This window comes from Veillonella sp. VA142 (genome assembly GCF_003992135.1).
Taxonomy (GTDB): Bacteria; Bacillota; Negativicutes; order Veillonellales; family Veillonellaceae; genus F0422.
Genome location: NZ_RQVN01000005.1, coordinates 1 through 19,907, shown reverse-complemented (window position 1 = coordinate 19,907; position 19,907 = coordinate 1). Strand labels below are relative to the sequence as shown.

The following is a 19,907-nucleotide window of genomic DNA, read 5'->3' as shown; positions in this document are numbered from 1 at the left end:
GTTACGGTATTCTCTGTTTCGTATTGTTTTTGTAGTTTTACCATTCTATATAAGCCTTTTTATATTCTAGAATTGTGTAATGTTGTAATTTTTCAGATCTTAGTATATTCAGTCATTTATTAAAGCAGCAATAAATAATTAGACTTTTTCAAGTTCCTCTTCTAATTCTTTTAACTTTTCTCTCGCTTTATTAATATCTTGTTTTACTAAGTTGGCAAAGGGTTTAACGACTTTCCATTCATCTTCGTGCAGTCGGATTTGATGCCCTTGTCTAGTCTCGCTATATCCTTTACGCCATCCAACTTTACGCCCTGCACCTTCTCGCGTTCCACCTCTAGGCATCCTTATCTCCCCCTAACAGTTTAGTTATGATTGTAATTACATAGCTAACAACAAAGCCATTAATCCAGGAACTCCAATCTAACCCTGTGTAAATTTTAGCAATAAATACAGCAATCGCTAATACTACGTACACTTTCAATATAATTTTTCATACCTATCAACTCTAAAATTCCTTTCATAGTTAATCTATGTCATTTTATGATTACTTTTATTATACCACTTTACCGAAAAAAGTTTATATAGATAAAGATTATTTTTAATCCTCTGCATAATCACCTATTTTAATTCTCCTTAGCATATTGATAACTAAATTAGAATAGGTAAGTCTTATGTGTGTCCTTTTTCACATTAATATATCTTTATACATAAAAACCACCTACCTAAGTAAGTGGTTAGTATCCAAATTGTTTACACAATGCATCAAGTAACTCTTGATATTCTTTACCTTCTGCTAGCATTCTACAAAATTCATCTGCACTTACAAAATAGGCTTCTTTTATCTCCCATGTTATCACTGGCTCTGGATTATTTTTAAAATCATCAAGATAATCATATTTTATCTTTTCTTTTTGCAATTTGTTCGACATATGTTAACACTCCTTTATTTTGTAAATTTATAAAGGCTGCTCTGACAATTTTGAGGCTCCCATATCAGAGTATTTTTATAATTTATTATATAAAGTATCAAATATTTTTACAACATGCCGTTTATTCCCTTTAATATTCTCACTGTAAAATCACCCATAGGCTATTGCCTAGAGTGCTATTACAGATTATATTTTATTTATTGATTGATTAGCTCTACATTTGTGTATCGACAAGTCTCTTAACCTTTCTTGACTTCTTCTCTTTTCTTGACCTCTTCTTGTTTTTCTTTTTATCAGAAAATCCCAAACTTTTAAATAAATTTTCTGTCCATTCTTTTAACTCTTCATTTGAATCAACCAATTTTTCAAATTCCTCAATCTCTTTATGATACAAATGAACTGTTTCTAATGTATAAAACGGTGTTGGCTCGTTTTCCCAATCATCTAAATAGTCATATAAATCATCATTTCTTTCGTTTGTCTGCGACATATAATCCCCCCTTACCAAATATTGTTATCAATGTCTTCTCAACGATATATGTCTTATTTTTCCTATTATTTATCTACTCATACAAATTATAAGTTAGATCAAATGTTGGGGCAAGAGGTTTTCGTCTAATTTAAACTCACCATAGAAAATACGTTATTTGTAACAAGAACCACCTACCTAAGTAAGTGGTTTCATTATTTATCCTCTATGTTTTAATATCTCTTCCGCAGCCCCCAAGATGCCTAGCATGGAGTGTTCAAATACAAGTCCGCCTTGCATAAAGATGGTGTACGGTGTTCGAACTGGTCCGTCTGCGCTGAGTTCGATGGAAGATCCTTGTACGAAGGTGCCGCCTGCCATGATAATTTTATCTTCGTAGCCAGGCATATCTCCTGGGATTGGATGTACATGGGCATCTACAGGGCTATAGGCTTGCATGCCACGGCAGAAGTATTCCATTTCTTCTGGTCCGTGTAGGTTGATGGCTTGGATTAAGTCAAAGCGAGGTGCATCGACTTTTGGGAATACTTCATATCCCAACAAGGTTCCCACAGCAGCTGTATAGACAGCTCCTTTCAAGGCTTGTAATACTATATGAGGTGCTAAGAATAATCCTTGGAAGAATAGGCGATATCCCGGCGCGTAGGATCCCATATGGTCACCCAAGCCTGGAGCCGTTAATTGATACCCCACTTGTTCCACTAGGTCATCTCGACCTACCACGTAACCACCGGTAGGAGCAATACCGCCGCCAGCATTTTTAATGAGGGAGCCTGCCATAATATCTGCTCCTACTTCTAAAGGCTCTCTAGTTTCTGTAAATTCACCATAACAATTATCCACAAAGGTAATGGTCTCAGGGTTTACTTCTTTTACAGCTTTCACAATGATATCAATATCTTCCACAGATAAAGGTTCTCGTGTGCTATATCCTCTAGAACGTTGGATTACCACCACGCGAGTATCTTTTGTAACAGCTTGGCGAATGCCCTCTAAATCGTAGGTATTATTCGCCAATGGAACTTCTTTATAGATGAAACCTTGCTCTGTTAAGGAGCCTGGTACATGACGTGACGCACCAATGACAGATTGCATCGTATCATATGGTTGCCCTACAGCATAAACAAATTCTTTTCCTTTCGATCCATTCCCCAAGATAGCCTGTAATGTGGTGGCTAATGCATGGGTACCAGACACGAAATGAGGACGCACGATAGCTCGCTCACCTTTAAACACATGAGCGAACACTTCGTCTAATTTCTCACGACCCACATCATTATATCCATAGCCACTGGTACCATTAAAATGATAATCTGAAAGCTGGCACTCTTTAAATGCTTCCAGTACTTTTTTTGTATTATATAACGCCACAGGCTTAAATTTTTTGAACTCTTTTTCAGCTAACTCAAGGGCCTGTTGACGGATTTCTTCTACAGTCATTCTATTCCTTTCTACATATAGAAAACTAGTTTTGATATATACTCCTCATACGTTAACTATACATATCTATGTCATATTTAAAAATCTTAAACTATATTATAGAAGTATAGGGATCATTCATCGCTAGTTTACTCTAGTTATTTTATCTTTAAACTAGTTTGAACTAGTTCCATAGCTTCCTCATAAATACTTTCTTCACTGCGATTTGGTGTAATGTGAATCCACTGAATATATGGCATCCGTTTATACCAAGTAATTTGTCGCTTTGCAAATTGCCTTGTATGTTGTTGGACTAATTCAATAGCCCGTTCTTTTGAATATTCCCCGTGAAAGTAAGGGATAATCTCTTTATATCCAATGCCTTTGAAAGCCTGTGAATTTGGTTTCACACCAGATTCCAATAGCTGTTCTACTTCCTCGAATAAACCATCTCGAACCATATACTCTACTCGAAGGTTGATCCGTTCATATAGTTCTTCTCTGGACCGTTCTAAGCCGATGACGGGACCATGGAAGACTAATCCTTCTTTTGATGGCGTTAATAAGGCATGTCCCTCACCAGCTAGTACGCACTCAATCGCACGGTATAGGCGATGTTTATCTTGAAATGGTAACGTAAGGCCTTCTTTTTCAGCCAATTCATTGGCATAGGCTTGCAAACCTTCTAATCCAGAGGTATCAAAAATGTTATCTAATGCAAGGCGCAAATTGTCATTGCGAGGTACATCTAAAAAGTCATAGCCTTCTAGCAAGGATTGTACATACAGGCCAGTACCACCAGATAAGATAGGAATCTTACCGTCCTTGTTAACGGCCTCTATAACAGTGTTAGCTTGTGTATTGAACTCTGCCACATTGTACGAGTCATTAGGCCCATGGGTATCGATGAAATAATGAGGCACTCTGTTTAATTCTTCAAGGGTAGGTTTGGCAGTGCCGATGGTCAACCCTTTATAAATTTGGTATGCATCCCCAGATAATACAGGGGACTGTAATGTTTCCGCCATCCGCAGGGTAAGGGCTGTTTTCCCTACTGCAGTAGGTCCCAAAATAGTGATTAACTGGTTCATCTTACCTCCTTTCATAGATGCCATAGGCAATGGAACTATATTTACCACCCACCATTTCTATAGGTGGAATATCTTTGAATAGACGACTGCCTTTGCGCTCTTTAATGACCAAACGTTTCGATTTCTCCAAGCTGAGTTCTACAATGTTTGAACTTATTTTAGATTCTAGTAAATGACCACGCCACTGCAGAAACTGAGGACTTTCATAGACAGGATTTTCAAACATAGGGTCCATATAGATAACATCATACTGATTAGGTTTTATCTGTTTTAAATAATTCTGATAATTGCAAATGACTAATTGAATACGACGCAACGCCTCTGTTACGCTTGGATTCTTATGTTGAAAGTGTCGAAATCCATAATTGGTAATATACCCCAAGATAGGATGTCCTTCAATGGCTGTATGACGTGTTAACTGTGGACAACCATAGCTGATAACAGTACTATCTGAACCTAAGCCAGCAGTACAATCTAAAACAGATATGACCGTTTCATAGCCGATAGCTTGTAGCAGATGGTCTGTATGTCCACGTTCGATTTCTAACAAGCGCAAATGTGCCATAGACAGATGAAATAGATGGGGCATCCCCTCTTTTGTCACAAAAGAAGGACCTTCCTTGGTCACTACCAAGGCACCACTGCAGTGATTTGTATCTAGCAATTCTTCAACGGACTGATGCTTTCGTGGCACATAGGGCATTTGTAGAAGTTTACTTAACTCCTTAGCCTGTTCAATGAGATATGCATTTGTCTTTGAACTTGTGCTAATGAGATACATACTAACTCCGTAAAAACAATTTTCCTAATTCATCTGGTGTAAATTTAATAATCGTAGGTCGTCCATGGGGACATACATAGGGCTTTTCCGTGCTGAACAGGTCTTGTAGTAAAGCATCAATTTGTACCAAGTTTAGATTATGCCCCGCTTTAATGGCCCCACGACAGGAAGCATAGGCCAACATTTCATGACGTAATTGCGCCGCACTTGGGCTTTGATGATCATGCATGTAGGAAAATACGTATTGTAAAATCTCTGGAACTTTGCTTTCAATGATATCCACAGGATGACCATCAATACGTAAAGAAGTAGGTCCTCCTTGGTCTACTTGGAATCCTAAATCTAATAAAGCATCCCTTTGCTCTTCCGCCAATGTTAATTCTTCCTCGCTCACATCCATGTGCATAGGCATTAATAGTTCCTGCATAGGAATGGACTCGGAAGATTTGCATAGTTTATCATACCGCACACGCTCGTGCGCTGCATGTTGGTCGATAATGTATAAATCATCACCTTTTTTTGCCAAAATATAGCAAGAGGCTACTTGGCCCATAGGAAGTAATCCATGATTAGCTATTGTTCTACCTTCACCAACCTTGTTTACAAGTCCTTGGATATTGTAATCCTGTGAATCATCTGTAAAAACATGTCCCTCTGTAGAAGAACCCGCTGTTTTTACTAGTTCTGGTGATACACTTGAGTCCTTATACACGGATTCCTGCCTCATTGGGTCCATATATGGCTCTACAGAACTTGGTACTAAATTAGGCCGTGATTCACGAATAGCTCTAAACCGATCTTTATCCTCTTGTGTATAACTTTTAGGCACAAAGTTTTCATTCACATCTAGGGTTTCGTTAAAGTTACCTTGTTCATACACAGTGCGCTGTGGCGCTGTATATCCCTTTTGACGAATCGTATCCACGAGAGCCTCTGTTTTTTCACGCATCACCGTAAATCCTTGCGAACGTCCAGTGAATACTTTATCGTAGTCGATAGCTGTAGCAATGGTTTCTTCTTGATGGCTAGTCGTGTGATGAGTCGGATGTTCTAAGGCTTGTAAAATACTGCTATACACTGCCTTAAAAATCGGCTTATCGTCAGAGAATTTCACTTCACTTTTTCGTGGATGTACATTGATATCCACCGTTCCTGGTGGCACGACAATTTGTAATACTACTAAAGGATAGCCGCCTTTCGGTAATAGGGCATGGTACGCCGTATCGATAGCCTTGTAGATAGCTTTATCGGAAATGACACGTTGGTTTACAATGGTCGTTTGCCATTGACGGCTACTTTTTAGTACCGTTGGCTTGCTGACCACGCCCTCCACATAAATACCTTCTGCCTCATAGGCAATGGGAAATACATCTTCACTGACTTTAAATCCGTATAAAGCAGCGATAGTATCCACCATATTTCCATTTCCTGGTGTCATGATGGTCACACGAGTATCCACGATACATTTGAAAGCTATATGGTTATGGCTAAGAGATAATTTGCCAATCATATCTTGGATTTTGTTCGCCTCTGTTCGTATAGACTTTAAAAACTTTTTACGAGCAGGGGTGTTATAGAATAAATCTTTCACCTCAATGGAGGTACCCACCGATGTACCACATGGGTCGCAGTCTATCATATGACCACCTTCGATATAAATCCGTGTGCCCATATTATCCGATTCTTGTCGAGTCCGCAAGGTAAATTTAGATACAGAAGCAATACTGGCAATGGCTTCACCACGGAAACCTAATGAGGCAATGTCGTATAAATCGTCGGCACTGCGAATCTTACTAGTGGCATGGCGCAATACGGCTAGCCTTGCATCTACTTCGGACATACCACACCCATTATCGGTAATGCGCATGTATTCGATGCCACCTTCTACAATTTCTACTTCAATAGAAGTAGCTCCTGCATCGATAGCATTTTCTACTAACTCTTTGATCACAGAGGCAGGGCGCTCTACCACTTCGCCGGCTGCTATCTGATTGATAGTCGTTTCATCTAGGACATGAATGGTTGGCATTATTTGCCACCTCCTTGTTTCGCCTCTTCTTGTAAACGATATAATTCACTGATTGCCTCTATGGGCGTCATACTCATAATATCAAGCTTCAACAATTGATCGAGTACAGGTTGTGCGAATAAATCACCGCTCCCCAATAGAGGACCTGTAACGCTTGGTTTTTCTTTTTTCTTAAGCACTGGTTCCGATACTACCGTTCCATTTTCCAAATGAGCTAATATAGTATTCGCTCTATCTAGTACAGCTTTTGGTAATCCTGCTAATTTTGCTACATGAATACCATAACTGCGATCTGCCCCACCTTTTACAATGCGGCGCAAAAATAGTACATCATTGCCTTTATCTTTAACCGCTACCGTATAGTTTTTCAGTTTGCTATATTGGTCTTCCAGTTCAATTAATTCGTGATAGTGAGTAGCGAACAAGCTTTTACAGTGGATGGTTTCACAAATATGTTCCACCACGGCACGAGCAATGCTAAGGCCATCAAATGTGGACGTACCACGACCTATTTCGTCGAGGATGACTAAACTGTTGCACGTTGCATGCTCTAAGATATAAGACACTTCTTTCATTTCCACCATAAATGTACTTTGACCTGTGGAAATATCATCACTGGCACCGACCCGTGTAAAAATTCTGTCCACAGGTGCGATAGTCGCTTCTCTAGCTGGAATGAAAGAACCAATTTGAGCCATAATCATAAGCAGAGCTACCTGACGCATATAAGTAGATTTACCTGCCATGTTAGGACCTGTAATAAGAATGAACTCTTCTTCGGAATGGTTCAATACCACATCATTAGGAATGAATAATTCTTGTTTCAACAATGTTTCAATCACTGGATGGCGACCATCTTTGATGGAAATAGAGCCATTCGTGACAATCGTCGGACACACATATTTGTTAGAAAAAGCCACTTCTCCTAGGCTTAAAATGACGTCTAACTGGGCAATTCCACGCGCTGTTTCTTGTATCTCTTTAATATTTTCTTTTGCCTTAAGACGTAAGTCTTGGTACAAAGAATATTCCAATTTTTGGATCTGCTCTTTGGCGTTGAGCATTTTTATTTCAAACTCTTTTAGCTCTGGTGTAATATAGCGCTCCGCATTGGTTAAGGTTTGCTTACGAATGAAATAATCTGGTACGAGACCTACTTGCCCTTGGGATACTTCAAAATAGTACCCAAATACTTTATTGTATCCCGTTTTAAGACGAATCCCTGTGGCTTGTTTCGCCTCTTCTTCTAACCGATGTAACCACTCTTGGCTATTGGTGGCTAAGGAACGTAACTCATCTAGTTCCACATTATAGCCATCACGGATGACATGACCATCTTTCAAAGCCAAGGACGGTTGATCTACAATAGCACGCGTTAAAAGATCACATAAGTCATCATGGGTATGAATCATGCTGTGACAGTCTTGTAAAATATTAGAGGTACACTGTTGTAATACCTCTTGAATCATCGGCAACACCCGTAACGATTCTCGTAAGGATGCAAAATCTCTAGGAGACACACTGCCCGTTTCTACACGGCTTAAAATGCGTTCAAAGTCATACACAGAGGTTAATAATGAACGTAGTTGACTACGCATGGTGGGGTTATCGATAGACTCACCTATGCCCATTTGACGGCGCACGATACGATGGATATCCATTAAAGGATGTTCAATCCACTGTTTTAGCATACGAGCCCCCATAGGGGTTAATGTTTTATCTAGTACATCTAGGAGAGTCCCCTTTTTAGACCCATCACGAATATTTCTTGTAACCTCCAAATGGCGCAAACATGATGTGTCCAATATCATGCGGTCTCCCACGGATAGTTGATGTACATAATTAATGTGAGACGTATCTGTTTTAATGATGTCTTCTAAATAGAGAATCACGTAGCCTAGAGCCTCTAACACATCTTCTTCTAGCAAGCCGGCATCTGAAAAATGTTCACGACCTTTTAGACGAATACTGTCAATACTATCTGTAGGCATGAACGGAGACAAGGCTATACCTGCCATTTGACGTGCCAGAAAATCTTGTATACTAGTAGGTAATTCACTACTACCAGCTAGGATAAGCTCTTTTGGTTGATACATAGTGAAAGCATCAAATAAAGAACTTTCACTAGACGTATCCATCCGTTCCCAAATCACTTCTCCAGTAGTGATGTCTGCGAATAATACAATGCGCTGTCCCTCTGTTTCATAGATCAAAGCTAAGAAGTTATTTTCTCCATCTTTTGTACCATTTTCACTGAGTACAGTACCCGGTGTAATAACACGAATGACATCACGTTTTACGATACCCTTTGCCTCTTTAGGATCTTCCACTTGTTCACAGATGGCTACCTTGTACCCTTTACTGATGAGTCTTTCAATATAGGATTCTGCAGAATGGAAAGGAACGCCACACATAGGAGCTTTATCTTCTTCACCCGCATTGCGACCTGTCAAGGTAATATTCAATTCACGTGATGCGGTGATAGCATCGTCGTAAAAAAGCTCGTAAAAGTCACCTAATCGAAAAAATAATAGTTCCTTTTCATAGCGAGCTTTAATACTAAAATACTGCTCCATCATAGGCGTTTGTTTCTTGCCCATTCTGCTAACTCCTTTCTATAGTACAGTGCCGTATAATACCCACGTTTGTCCTTTATCGATTCGTACATCAACAATATCCCCAACATTTAAACCATCTTGTTTTGGGAATAGGACCATTTTATTACCTGACGTACGACCAAACCACATATTTTCATCAGTACGACTCGGTCCTTCTACGATAATATCGTACACTTTGCCTTCCATAGCTTGATTCAATTCAAGAGAAATCTCATTTTGTACGTCCATTAAAGCTTGTAAGCGAACACGTTTCACTTCCTCTGGTACTTGCTCTTCAAATTCTGCCGCTGGTGTACCAGAACGTTTAGAATAAATGAAAGTAAATGCCATATCATAACGGACATCTTTCAATAATTGCAATGTTTGTTGGAAATCTTCCTCTGTTTCCCCAGGGAATCCAACAATAATATCTGTAGTGATCGTAACGCCATCGATTTTTTCACGGCAATATTGTAATAAATCTTTATATTGTTCTACAGAATAATGACGATTCATGCGTTGTAAAATATTGTCAGATCCAGACTGTACTGGTAGATGTAACTGCGTCACAATATTAGAAGAACGACCTAAGGCATCCACCATGGCTTTCGTCATATCTTGGGGATGGCTTGTCATATAGCGAATACGCTCGATACCTGGAATGCCATCTAAGGCATCTACTAAGGTACCAAAGTCTGTGCCATCTTTAAAATCCAAACCATAAGAGTTTACGTTTTGTCCTAATAAGGTAATTTCTTTAAATCCTTTTTCTCCCAGTTCACGCACTTCTTTCACGATGGCCTCTACAGGGCGACTAATTTCACGGCCCCGCACATGAGGTACGATACAGTAGGTACAAAATTTATTACAGCCGTTCATAATCGGCACCCACGCAAAGAAGGTCCCATTTGGCTTCGCAGCCAATTCCGGCAATACCGTATTGTCCATCTCTACGTTGACTTGGCGCTTTTTGGTACGTTGCACTTCTTTGACCATTTCATTGATATGTTGGATATTATGCGTACCCAATACAATATCAATGTGAGGTGCTCGTTTGAACATATCTGCTTGGTTCTTCTGTGCCATACAGCCCGTTATAGCAATGATTAAGTTTTTATTCTTTTCTTTCAAATGCTTTAACTCACCAATACGACCATAAATTTTATTTTCCGCCGTTTCACGAACGCAACAAGTATTTAAAATGATAAGATCTGCCTCATTTACTTCTTCTGTAGCGATATAACCGACCGACTCTAATTGATGAGCTAATCGTTCAGAATCACTTTCATTCATTTGACAACCGTATGTATAAATATAGTATGACTTCATATTACTCCTTATGCTTGTATTTTACTTTTGATGGCTCAATGGTGCCACCCACCTTAATGGCAAGCCGCTCTATGGACATGCCTGTAATATATTCTATTTCTTGACGTATCGTCTTTTGCAAGGTATCCATAATTTCCTTAACCACAAATCCGAGCATAACGGTAACATCAATTTGTAAGATTAACCCATTGGTGACTTCCTTGCTCTTTTTGATATCCATACTGCGCACATCTGTCACACCTGGGGATTTTTCAATGCTATTTTTGATGAGTGCTTGAATCACTGCATCTTCAAAGACCAGTTTGCCATAATAGCTGAAAGCTGGGCGAATCACAGATTTTTCCCAACCTTCATCTTGTTTCGAAGACAATCTAGTTCTGCGCCAGAACGACTTAATAGGGTCGATTAAAAAGCCTTTAAAGTGAGGCTTTAACTCCACGGATGGTACGGGAATAATATGTTTTCCCTCTTTTAATCTAGCATGTTGTGCTTTTTCAATATCCTTCGGACTAGCTACATCTTCAATATGAATATAATAGGACGGCCCAGGAATCCCTAAAGCTTTCGTGATTTTTCCAATCATATTTTCCGATGTACCCAAAATCATAAGGCGCTCTGGTTGAATTTCATCCAGTGCCTTTCGCACGCTTTCCACTTGTTTTTTATCTTGAAAAATAGCACGGCGAACAGCTTTGATGCGATTTTCTTCTTTTTTTGCAGAAAATCCACCAACAATACGATTATTATAAATTAAAATACCGTCATCAATAATACAAGATGCATGGTGTTCATGAGCCACTACCAATGCTCTATGACTTTTACCTGTTCCGCTAGGGCCAATAAATGCGATTACATCCATACTACACCTCTATGTGCCTTGTAAGGCTTTCATAAAATCTGCTACCCATTCACTTTGTATTTCATATTCACCTAAACCAATACTTTCAGGAAACCGATCTTGTATGCCGTGAAAGTCCGATCCACCAGAGATTAACAATCCCCTATCAGTAGCAAATTGATGGTATTTAGCACTATCCTCAGCAGAATGACTAGAATGATAAACCTCCACTCCATCAAAAGGCAATTCCAATAACTCATGTACATAGGTATCATTTTCTACTAATTTAGGATGTGCTAACACAGCAATACCACCGGCACCATGAATCAAATCAATAGCTTGTTGTGGCGCATACTTTTCCTTCGGCACAAAGCAAGGACCATTGGGGTTTAACATGGTATCAAAGGCTTCCCCCACTGTTTTGACATATCCATGTTTGATTAAAAGTTGTGCAATGTGAGGCCTACCAAAGGATACGGCATCCGTAAAAGTATTCACTAATTCTTCATAGGAAATGTCATAACCAGATTCCGCACATTTATCTACCATTTTATGGATTCTAGAACGTCGCACTTCTTTAAAGTGAGAAATATAGTCCTGTAGTTCCAGATGGTCTAAGGAAAATTGATATCCCAATACGTGCACTTCTTTTTCATGGTAATACGTGCTAAATTCACAACCATGATAGATTTGAATCCCTGTTCTATCCTCATCTGTTAATTGAGCGTAAGCACCCACTTCATCATGATCCGTAATAGACATCGCTTGTATATGTTTCTCTTTTGCTAATGCCACCAAATCTCTTGGCATATACGTACCGTCTGATACGTTCGTATGCATGTGGAAATCGACTAACATAGACCCTCCTTTCCTACCGATTTTGTTCTTTCATACGACGTTGAATATCTCGTTTCGCATCTCGCTCCGCCATATCTTGTCGTTTATCGTAGTTTTTCTTACCTGTCACAAGACCAATGGTAACTTTTACATACCCATGACTATAGTGAAAGTTCAAAGGAATCAGGGAATACCCTTTCTCCTTCACTTGTCCTAACAATTTATGAATCTCTCGTTTATGCATGAGCAATTTACGAGTTCGTTCCGGTTCGTGATTGAACTGATTGCCCTGTTCATACTTGCTGATATGTACTTGGTATAAGAAAAGTTCCCCATTTTCAATGCGACAGAAACTATCTTTTAAATTGATGCGCCCAGCTCGAATCGACTTCACTTCCGTTCCTGTAAGGGCAATCCCTGCCTCATAAGTTTCATGAATGTGAAAGTCGTGCCGAGCTTTGCGATTATCTACAATTAATGCATTGTTATCTTTCGCCATTACCGTTTCCTCTGTTTCTTTCCTTGTTTACGATGACTCTTTTTATGTATCGTTTCATAAAAGGCTGTTTTCTTTTTTGTATCCAGCTTGCGTAGCATTTGCTCTACCGCTTTTGTTGTTTCTGTCGTTTCTATTATATCATGAGATTGGCTATCACGACGTTTTCGTTTCTCTTCTTTGTGCTTCTTATAGTTTTTTTTACTTCCTTTTTTAGGTTTTGAAAGTGACTCTTCACGACTTTGTCCTCGCCGTAGGTATCCATCGATATATTTTACTTCTCCAATAACAAAATCTATTTGTCGAAGCTCTGTATCGGCTTTGATTAATGTTACTGTCACAGGTGTTCCTAATCGATATTCCTTGCCAGTCCGTCTACCATAGGCCATATAATGAGGTTCATCAAAGACATAATGATCATCATCCATCAAGTTATATGGAACTAATCCATCCACCCCATTATCTAGTTCAATAAATAAACCAAAAGCGGTAATGGAGATCACATGACCCTCGAAACTTTCACCTACATATTGTGCCATATACTGAACCTTTTTCATATCCAAGGTTTCACGTTCTGCTTCTGTGGCAATTTGCTCACGCTCTGAACAATGGCTGGCACTATGCGTCAAATAGGCCTCGTCTGCAATCGGTGCGAGTCGTTTGGGCTTACCTCCTAACACATAGCGTAACAATCTATGCACCATCAAATCGGGGTAGCGACGGATGGGCGATGTAAAATGGGTATATGTATTAGATGCCAGCCCAAAGTGTCCAATATGTTCCGAGCTATACTTTGCTTGTTGCATAGAACGAAGCACCATAATCTGTACCACTGGTTCAATCTCTGTACCGATGATAGATTGTAATAACTCTTCAATATGCTTAGGCTCAACCTTGCTTGGCAGTTTCACAGGATATCCAGAATGATGTAGGACCGTAATGAGCTGTTCTAATTTAGTATCCTTTGGTTCTTCATGAATACGATAGATAGATGTGTCTAATCGTTCACTGAGAAAGGTCGCTACTGTTTCGTTAGCTAATAACATACATTGTTCAATTAATTTTTCTGCAATGGTTCTATCTTTTCGCACTATTCGTTGTGGTATGCCCGTAGCATCTAAAAGAACTTTATACTCTGGGAACTCAAAACTTATGGCCCCTGCTTGTTGACGCATCTTCATCAATTGGTATGCCAAGGTTTCCAACGTTCGTACCATACCCATGAGAGGTGACAAATCATCAGGAATGATGTTCTCTTCTAAGGCTAAATAAATTTCTTTATAGCTACAACGACGAGTGATGTGGATAATAGATGGCTTTATGGTATAGTGCAATACTTTACCTTGAGGAGTTACTTCCATTACACAAGACATAGCGTAGCGATCTTCCTTTGCTTGCAAAGAACAAATACCGTTTGATAACTCCACTGGTAACATAGGGATGACGCGGTCTACCAAATAAACACTAGTACCACGGCGATATGCCTCTTGGTCAATGATGGAGCCAGCTGGTACGTAGTGGCTGACATCTGCAATATGAACCCCTAACTCAATGTTGCCATTATCCAATACTTTCGCATGTACAGCATCATCTAAATCCTTTGCATCTTCCCCATCTATAGTAATCATTTGTTGATGTCTTAAATCTAAACGATATGCTTCATCAGTAACTGTGAAAGAAATCTTCCGCGCTTCTTCTTGCACATCTTTTGGAAACTCTTTTGGCAAATCAAAGGTAGCCATCACTGACAAGATATCTAAATCTGGGGTAGAACTATCCCCTACGATTTCTACAATTCTTCCTTCTGCTTTACGATGTTCTTCTGGCCAAGCCGTCAATTCTACCACTACAGTGGCGCCACTTCGTGCTTCCATTGTAGCCTCTAGAGGAATATAAATATCCTCCCCTAATCGTTCATTATGGGGTGTTACAAAGCCACTTTTCGGAAGTCGTTCAAATATACCTACTACACGAGTTGTATTTCGAGTCACAACACGGCGGATAATACCTTCTGCATTTCGTTCACTCGTACCTTTTCGCTTGATAATATATTCTACTTCATCATCATGCATAGCTGTCCCTGCACAACCATTGGGAATGAATACATCTGGCAGGTTCCCCTCGGCAGGTATTACAAATCCAAAGCCTTTTTTGCTCGCTTTATAGATACCAATCAATTTCGTATCTTGTGTTTTTTGATAGGAACCATATTCACCGTCTTTGATACGGATGCATCCTTCTTCTTCTAATTCATGTAATACTGAAAAATACGCCTGAATCTCTTCGCCTTTATAACCCAAGATGAAAGGAACATCTTCTATATGATAGGATTCAGGCCATATATCTCTAAAAAATCCTAATATTTCTTCTCTCATAGTACCTCAGTATTTCTATAAAAAAAACCTACCATAGGGTAGGGTTTTTTATGTATTAATAAGAACTTAACACTAAATCTAAAGCTAAACTAACTAATACGAATAAAGTAGCCAGAATCACCGTACAGCGTGATAGGAATCCATCTACGCCACGCTCTTTACCACCGAACACGGAATCTGCTGCGCCGGAAACAGCACCGCCCATACCTGCGCTTTTACCAGTTTGTGCTACTACTACCACAATTAAAAGAATAGAAATAATAATTTCAACAACCATTAGAAAATCTCTCATGAATCTCTTCCTTTCTGTATTAACGGTTATGACCGAAGTACACTTCCATTTTTTTCTTTACTCGTTGCAATGCATTATCGATGGATTTTACAGAACGATGATATTCTTCTGCCATTTCTTGATATGACTTGGCATCCATATATCCACGCAATACATCCCACTCTAGAGGACTAAGAACAGCCTCCATTACTTCCTTAATCAGAGCATATTGCTCTCTATTGATGACTACTTCTTGAGGATCTAGATTTTTTTCTGTCTCTAACACTTCAATGAGCGTTCGTTCTGAGTCATCATAGGCTGGCTTATTTAAAGAGATATACGAGTTCAAAGGGATGTGTTTTTGACGGCTCGCCCCTTTAATGGCAGAAATGATTTGACGTGTAATACATAACTCAGCAAATGCTTTAAAGCTAACCTCATGATCTTGATTAAAATCGCGCGTTGCTTTATATAAACCAATCATACCTTCTTGTATAATATCTTCTTTATCAGCACCCATTAAAAAATAGGACCTAGCTTTAGATCGAACAAAATTTTTATATCGTTGTACAATATAATCAGTAGCATAATGATTGTTTTCACGTTGATAGATAGTAACAATTTCTTCATCTGTTAATGAGGAAAAACGTTCAAACTCAGCTACTGTTTCTGTTTCATATGACATAGGATTCCTCCTGTGACTCTGTACTAGGAATGATATTTAATAGTATACACTATCTCTGTAAAAAAGTACATATTTACATTTGACTTTCACATTATATGTCTATATAATTATAAGACAATAGCATATGGGGACGTAAAGGTTTCGACAGGTATGGGTGTATCTTAGAAAGCGAGCTGGTGTCTCACTCGACCATAAATCAGTGAACCTTAAATTAAACGCAGAAGAAAATTTTGCATTAGCTGCATAAGCTACGTCACACCTTCTCTCGCCCGTGGAGAAGGATGTGGCGTCAAACTACGGGCTAGCTATTTCTATCCGCTCAATTAGATCTAGTTAAATCTCATGAGCTAGGATAGCTTAGGTTGTTGGTGTCCAAACACTATCCGAAATTTAAAACATCAACTGCGCTCGGAGAGGTCTAGGGGGCAACATGTTTGGACAGGGGTTCGACTCCCCTCGTCTCCACCACAATACCAAATAAGATAACCGCTTATTCATAAGTGTTCGTAAGTGTTCACGAATACGATGAATAAGCGGTTTTTTAGTGTTCTATACTATTTTTAATGTTCGTAAGTGTTCGTATAGTTTAGGTAATTTTGCCCATTTTTTGCCCATTCAAAATTCACAAAGTGCGTGACGGGGTTTGATGTAAGAATACAGCTTTATTAAGCCATTTCTAGTGAGAATAAATTGATTTGTATATTGTTTTTATTTAAAAATGGGCAAATTTTGTCAAAAAAATGGGCAAGAGGTCTTATAAATGTGATAACTATGCGTCTTCCGAGATTCAATGGTAGTGTCCATTCTGTGCACTACATAATATTAATAAAAATCTATTTTACATAAACAAGCCTACCAACCTATTATAGGCGGTAGGCTTTTACACTATTTATGCTTTTCCTCTCCATATAGTCGTGACATGCCGGCTACTGTGACTAACCATGATTTACCGGACTTGCGACATTCCTCATCAGTAAACTGCTTGTTAGCATACCGCTTTAAACAACATTGTTTGATAGAGTCCGCAGGAATCCCCCAACGTTCTCCAGCTTCTTGTGTAGTCATTACATCTTCTAGTTTCATTGCAGCACTCCTAATACGATTAACAACGTGTAAACAGACAATACAAATGCTATTACACTAATTATTAAAGTCAACCTTGAAATCATATGCGTTCCATTGATATAATAGTATGGAAGATGTGGGGCTCTTTCGAGCCCCTGTGGTTACCTATTTAACAGTTCTATTACCGCAATCGCTAGTTGGATAAACGCTGTTATAATTGGTAGCCACTTTTTTATTTTCTTCCTATACCGTTTCAACGGTTTCACCTCCTTCCTTATGTCTATATTATAACACGTTTTCGTGTTATTTGCAAGTGTTTTATTAATAAAAAAAGCCTATCAATCCCAAGTTATCAATGGTTGATAGGCTTTCTTAGTATATGAAATTTTATTTTATAGCAATCCCGACCAACAATAATCCACTAATCAATGCCCATGTGTTTCGTTGGCGGTGTAGCCGTTGTTCCGTTGCTTTGTTCTTCTTGATGTCCTTGCTCAACTCATTTAATGAGTTGTTCATTTCGTTCAAGTAGGCGTTCTGCTTCATCAAGTCGTTTTGTGCTTTCATCAATTCGCTCGCTTGCTTGTTGTTGATAGACTTCAATTCTTGTAATTCGTTCGCTTGCTTCACGGTTAAGGCTTGCACTTCGCTCAACGGAATCCGTGACTGTCTGATTAAGTTCAAGGCTTTCTCGTTGTTCGCTTTTAACTCGTTCCAAGTGGTCAGTGGCACGTTGATAGTCGGAGTCGTTGCCTCCACCGTAGATAACCCAGCAGATTGCACAGGCAATACCTGCAAGGATAAGGTAAAAAGCCCAATCATAGCGATTAATGTAATTTTTAAACTTCTCATACATGGCTACTCCCCGTCATACATATAATTGACATCAACTGCTTTACCAGCTACCACCCCACAATCGCTATATTGCCATATCCTGATATTGGGATAATCGCATTGCGAATCATATTGTGCACACCATACAGGGACGCTCGGCATTTGACTGTATGCGTATGTTTCATCCCACAATAGGGAATATCCACTATATACACCTACATTTTGAAACCCTGCTCCCCATAATGTATTTACAAATCGGCTAATACAATTCGTCATTTCTTGGCTTGTCAATGCTCCAGCATTAATCAGATTACGGAGTTGTCTATGCTCTTCGTAATCATACCAAATGCCCGCTTGTAAATGATAGTCAGTATATCCATAATTATTGAGCGTGTTAATCACCCATTCTGCTTCTTGTACTGCGATTGCCTCCTCGTATGCATGGCTGAAATAATATACCCCTACGTCAAGACCTGAATTTAATGCTGCTGTGATATGCTGCTCAAAGAACTCATCAATGGTATAATTTTCGCCCAATTTAATAATTACAAATTCATTGCCTTCATCTTTAGCTTGTTGCATACGGTACTCATCATAATAAGGTACTCCGTTTTCGCTCTCTTGCCACGCTGAGATATCAAACCCTTTTTTCATCGTTTATCCTCCTTTTCCAACTGATCAGGGACTCCGTCACCATCTCTATCCACCCATAGGGCTAAGAACCCTACAAGGGCGGTTAGTACGCTAGGGATAAATATATGGTCTATAATGTTAATCCCGACTGTAATTAATTTGCCTGTATCGTCTGATACACGGCCAATAGCGAATGCTAGCACGTATTCAACGACTACTAGCATTATTGGCACGAGCATGACTAATATTAGTAACCGTGTAGCCAACACTCCAGTAGGGTGGATGTTGGCAAGTCTAATATTCTGTAACACAGATTTTGCCTTGTTAATTAATTCTTGTTTGTTCATAATTTCTCCATTATTACATGTTGTCCATTATTATATGTTAGGCATTACCCCGCCATGCACGGATAACCTCCAATAGCCTTGAATACACCTTATTAAAGTCGATTAAATCATCCTCAACCAATTCACGCAAATTCTCTATGATTGACCAACATTCCGAGAAGAAAGGTATCATCATAAATACGAATGCAAATAGGTTGTCAAGGTATAATTCAGTAGCAGGAATTGGAATATCAGGCAAAGATACAAATATGACAGATAGAACCATCCATGCAGGGTACTGTACACATAATTTAATGAGCAAATCACCGCGTAATCGTTCACTCATCAAATATCGCTTGCTTTTATTCGTTTCCTTATTTAGATATTTCCCACGACCCCAGCCATACCAAACTAACGTAGTGATAAGATTTAATGCCGTATTGGGGCGGTCGTTATCCTTGTTATATCTCAATACTTCTGTTGCCACTCGTTGCGTGGTATCTACAAATAGCAATGCCGTAGTTAGGATAATAATTACGCCCATATCTACGACATGTTCATGAGATACCCCATTAATCAGTGTCAACAATATCTCATTGATTAGGTTCATCGTTTTCCCTTTCATTACGCTCCCAGTTAAGGGGCTATTGTCATTCTATAAAGCGTCTATAGGATTTGCCTTGAGCCAATCTTCTAAGCTGTCACGTGTAATGCCTGTATATCTTTTATAAAGACTCTCTTCCGAACTAAATTTAGAAATCACCGAATTTGCATTCACCTTTCCACCTAGCTTGTTGTTCGAGATAATCCCAACTCGACCATTCACATATAAGAAACGACCTGTTTCCGTCTTTGAATACACCGAGATGTATTTCGGATTGT

22 protein-coding genes and 1 other RNA gene are annotated in these 19,907 nt (G+C 39.1%); 1 reads left to right on the top strand and 22 read right to left on the bottom strand.

Going from position 1 to position 19,907, the window contains the following annotated elements; translation table 11 throughout:
• Window positions 1-138: 138 nt before the first annotated feature.
• From EO117_RS03275 to sigH, 16 genes are all read right to left on the bottom strand, one after another.
• Window positions 139-342, bottom strand: coding sequence for a hypothetical protein (locus EO117_RS03275; RefSeq protein WP_126939083.1), 204 nt, complete (start codon window positions 340-342; stop codon window positions 139-141).
• A complete protein-coding gene (locus tag EO117_RS09180) occupies window positions 335-481 on the bottom strand; it encodes a hypothetical protein (RefSeq protein ID WP_156439345.1) in 147 nt (48 codons plus the stop codon). Before EO117_RS09180 ends, EO117_RS03275 begins: the two co-directional genes overlap by 8 nt.
• A gap of 253 nt (window positions 482-734) precedes the next feature.
• Window positions 735-929, bottom strand: a complete 195-nt coding sequence (locus EO117_RS03270) for a hypothetical protein (RefSeq protein ID WP_126939082.1) — start codon at window positions 927-929, stop codon at window positions 735-737.
• A gap of 214 nt (window positions 930-1,143) precedes the next feature.
• Window positions 1,144-1,419: a hypothetical protein gene (locus tag EO117_RS03265; protein WP_126939081.1), complete on the bottom strand. Its 276-nt coding sequence runs from the start codon at window positions 1,417-1,419 to the stop codon at window positions 1,144-1,146.
• A gap of 198 nt (window positions 1,420-1,617) precedes the next feature.
• Window positions 1,618-2,859, bottom strand: coding sequence for a methionine gamma-lyase family protein (locus EO117_RS03260; protein WP_126939080.1), 1,242 nt, complete (start codon window positions 2,857-2,859; stop codon window positions 1,618-1,620).
• 137 nt (window positions 2,860-2,996) lie between these two features.
• The gene (gene miaA, locus EO117_RS03255; protein ID WP_126939079.1) at window positions 2,997-3,929 is read right to left on the bottom strand and encodes a tRNA (adenosine(37)-N6)-dimethylallyltransferase MiaA; all 933 of its coding nucleotides are present in this window, start codon (window positions 3,927-3,929) and stop codon (window positions 2,997-2,999) included.
• Between the two features lies 1 nt (window position 3,930).
• On the bottom strand, window positions 3,931-4,710 hold the full coding sequence (locus EO117_RS03250) for a class I SAM-dependent methyltransferase (RefSeq protein WP_126939078.1): 780 nt from the start codon (window positions 4,708-4,710) through the stop codon (window positions 3,931-3,933).
• Between the two features lies 1 nt (window position 4,711).
• Window positions 4,712-6,739: a DNA mismatch repair endonuclease MutL gene (mutL, locus tag EO117_RS03245; protein WP_126939077.1), complete on the bottom strand. Its 2,028-nt coding sequence runs from the start codon at window positions 6,737-6,739 to the stop codon at window positions 4,712-4,714.
• Window positions 6,739-9,339: a DNA mismatch repair protein MutS gene (gene mutS / locus EO117_RS03240; protein ID WP_126939076.1), complete on the bottom strand. Its 2,601-nt coding sequence runs from the start codon at window positions 9,337-9,339 to the stop codon at window positions 6,739-6,741. The genes mutL and mutS overlap by 1 nt, the downstream gene beginning before the upstream one ends.
• Before the next feature lie 15 nt (window positions 9,340-9,354).
• A complete protein-coding gene (gene miaB / locus EO117_RS03235) occupies window positions 9,355-10,665 on the bottom strand; it encodes a tRNA (N6-isopentenyl adenosine(37)-C2)-methylthiotransferase MiaB (protein WP_126939075.1) in 1,311 nt (436 codons plus the stop codon).
• A 1-nt stretch (window position 10,666) separates the two neighbouring features.
• Complete coding sequence (locus EO117_RS03230) at window positions 10,667-11,524, bottom strand: hypothetical protein (protein WP_126939074.1); 858 nt, start codon at window positions 11,522-11,524, stop codon at window positions 10,667-10,669.
• Between the two features lie 9 nt (window positions 11,525-11,533).
• Window positions 11,534-12,361, bottom strand: coding sequence for a PHP domain-containing protein (locus EO117_RS03225; protein ID WP_126939073.1), 828 nt, complete (start codon window positions 12,359-12,361; stop codon window positions 11,534-11,536).
• A gap of 13 nt (window positions 12,362-12,374) precedes the next feature.
• Window positions 12,375-12,839: an SsrA-binding protein SmpB gene (gene smpB, locus EO117_RS03220; protein ID WP_126939072.1), complete on the bottom strand. Its 465-nt coding sequence runs from the start codon at window positions 12,837-12,839 to the stop codon at window positions 12,375-12,377.
• On the bottom strand, window positions 12,839-15,211 hold the full coding sequence (gene rnr, locus EO117_RS03215; protein WP_126939071.1) for a ribonuclease R: 2,373 nt from the start codon (window positions 15,209-15,211) through the stop codon (window positions 12,839-12,841). Before rnr ends, smpB begins: the two co-directional genes overlap by 1 nt.
• Before the next feature lie 55 nt (window positions 15,212-15,266).
• Window positions 15,267-15,503: a preprotein translocase subunit SecG gene (gene secG, locus EO117_RS03210; protein ID WP_126939070.1), complete on the bottom strand. Its 237-nt coding sequence runs from the start codon at window positions 15,501-15,503 to the stop codon at window positions 15,267-15,269.
• A gap of 19 nt (window positions 15,504-15,522) precedes the next feature.
• Window positions 15,523-16,167: an RNA polymerase sporulation sigma factor SigH gene (sigH, locus tag EO117_RS03205; protein WP_126939069.1), complete on the bottom strand. Its 645-nt coding sequence runs from the start codon at window positions 16,165-16,167 to the stop codon at window positions 15,523-15,525.
• Window positions 16,168-16,293: 126 nt separating this feature from the next.
• Here sigH and ssrA point away from each other — a divergent pair.
• Window positions 16,294-16,635, top strand: a transfer-messenger RNA (tmRNA) gene (gene ssrA, locus EO117_RS03200).
• A gap of 417 nt (window positions 16,636-17,052) precedes the next feature.
• Here ssrA and EO117_RS03195 read toward each other — a convergent pair.
• The 6 genes from EO117_RS03195 to EO117_RS09175 all read right to left on the bottom strand — a co-directional run.
• Entirely contained in the window at window positions 17,053-17,250 is a 198-nt protein-coding gene (locus EO117_RS03195; RefSeq protein ID WP_126939068.1) for a helix-turn-helix domain-containing protein, read from the bottom strand.
• Between the two features lie 369 nt (window positions 17,251-17,619).
• Complete coding sequence (locus EO117_RS03190; RefSeq protein WP_126939067.1) at window positions 17,620-18,084, bottom strand: hypothetical protein; 465 nt, start codon at window positions 18,082-18,084, stop codon at window positions 17,620-17,622.
• Window positions 18,085-18,090: 6 nt separating this feature from the next.
• Window positions 18,091-18,720 carry a GH25 family lysozyme gene (locus EO117_RS03185; RefSeq protein ID WP_126939066.1) on the bottom strand — a complete coding sequence of 210 codons (630 nt, stop codon included), beginning with the start codon at window positions 18,718-18,720 and terminating at the stop codon, window positions 18,091-18,093.
• Entirely contained in the window at window positions 18,717-19,046 is a 330-nt protein-coding gene (locus EO117_RS03180; protein WP_126939065.1) for a hypothetical protein, read from the bottom strand. The genes EO117_RS03185 and EO117_RS03180 overlap by 4 nt, the downstream gene beginning before the upstream one ends.
• 37 nt (window positions 19,047-19,083) lie before the next feature.
• Window positions 19,084-19,650, bottom strand: coding sequence for a hypothetical protein (locus tag EO117_RS03175; RefSeq protein WP_240632569.1), 567 nt, complete (start codon window positions 19,648-19,650; stop codon window positions 19,084-19,086).
• Between the two features lie 30 nt (window positions 19,651-19,680).
• Window positions 19,681-19,907 (bottom strand): hypothetical protein (locus EO117_RS09175; protein ID WP_164727479.1); only part of this gene is annotated, 227 nt, incomplete at its 5' end.

Excerpts from the sequence above, each read along its gene's own strand:
- EO117_RS03265 (WP_126939081.1), bottom strand. The coding sequence starts at position 1,419 with ATGTCGCAGACAAACGAAAGAAATGATGATTTATATGACTATTTAGAT.
- EO117_RS03225 (WP_126939073.1), bottom strand. The coding sequence starts at position 12,361 with ATGTTAGTCGATTTCCACATGCATACGAACGTATCAGACGGTACGTAT.
- sigH (WP_126939069.1), bottom strand. The coding sequence starts at position 16,167 with ATGTCATATGAAACAGAAACAGTAGCTGAGTTTGAACGTTTTTCCTCA.
- EO117_RS03260 (WP_126939080.1), bottom strand. The coding sequence starts at position 2,859 with ATGACTGTAGAAGAAATCCGTCAACAGGCCCTTGAGTTAGCTGAAAAA.
- EO117_RS03175 (WP_240632569.1), bottom strand. The coding sequence starts at position 19,650 with ATGAAAGGGAAAACGATGAACCTAATCAATGAGATATTGTTGACACTG.
- EO117_RS03185 (WP_126939066.1), bottom strand. The coding sequence starts at position 18,720 with ATGAAAAAAGGGTTTGATATCTCAGCGTGGCAAGAGAGCGAAAACGGA.
- secG (WP_126939070.1), bottom strand. The coding sequence starts at position 15,503 with ATGAGAGATTTTCTAATGGTTGTTGAAATTATTATTTCTATTCTTTTA.
- EO117_RS03250 (WP_126939078.1), bottom strand. The coding sequence starts at position 4,710 with ATGTATCTCATTAGCACAAGTTCAAAGACAAATGCATATCTCATTGAA.
- mutS (WP_126939076.1), bottom strand. The coding sequence starts at position 9,339 with ATGGGCAAGAAACAAACGCCTATGATGGAGCAGTATTTTAGTATTAAA.
- rnr (WP_126939071.1), bottom strand. The coding sequence starts at position 15,211 with ATGAGAGAAGAAATATTAGGATTTTTTAGAGATATATGGCCTGAATCC.
- EO117_RS03195 (WP_126939068.1), bottom strand. The coding sequence starts at position 17,250 with ATGAAACTAGAAGATGTAATGACTACACAAGAAGCTGGAGAACGTTGG.
- EO117_RS03275 (WP_126939083.1), bottom strand. The coding sequence starts at position 342 with ATGCCTAGAGGTGGAACGCGAGAAGGTGCAGGGCGTAAAGTTGGATGG.
- mutL (WP_126939077.1), bottom strand. The coding sequence starts at position 6,739 with ATGCCAACCATTCATGTCCTAGATGAAACGACTATCAATCAGATAGCA.
- EO117_RS03270 (WP_126939082.1), bottom strand. The coding sequence starts at position 929 with ATGTCGAACAAATTGCAAAAAGAAAAGATAAAATATGATTATCTTGAT.
- EO117_RS03230 (WP_126939074.1), bottom strand. The coding sequence starts at position 11,524 with ATGGATGTAATCGCATTTATTGGCCCTAGCGGAACAGGTAAAAGTCAT.
- EO117_RS03180 (WP_126939065.1), bottom strand. The coding sequence starts at position 19,046 with ATGAACAAACAAGAATTAATTAACAAGGCAAAATCTGTGTTACAGAAT.
- miaA (WP_126939079.1), bottom strand. The coding sequence starts at position 3,929 with ATGAACCAGTTAATCACTATTTTGGGACCTACTGCAGTAGGGAAAACA.
- EO117_RS03190 (WP_126939067.1), bottom strand. The coding sequence starts at position 18,084 with ATGAGAAGTTTAAAAATTACATTAATCGCTATGATTGGGCTTTTTACC.
- miaB (WP_126939075.1), bottom strand. The coding sequence starts at position 10,665 with ATGAAGTCATACTATATTTATACATACGGTTGTCAAATGAATGAAAGT.
- smpB (WP_126939072.1), bottom strand. The coding sequence starts at position 12,839 with ATGGCGAAAGATAACAATGCATTAATTGTAGATAATCGCAAAGCTCGG.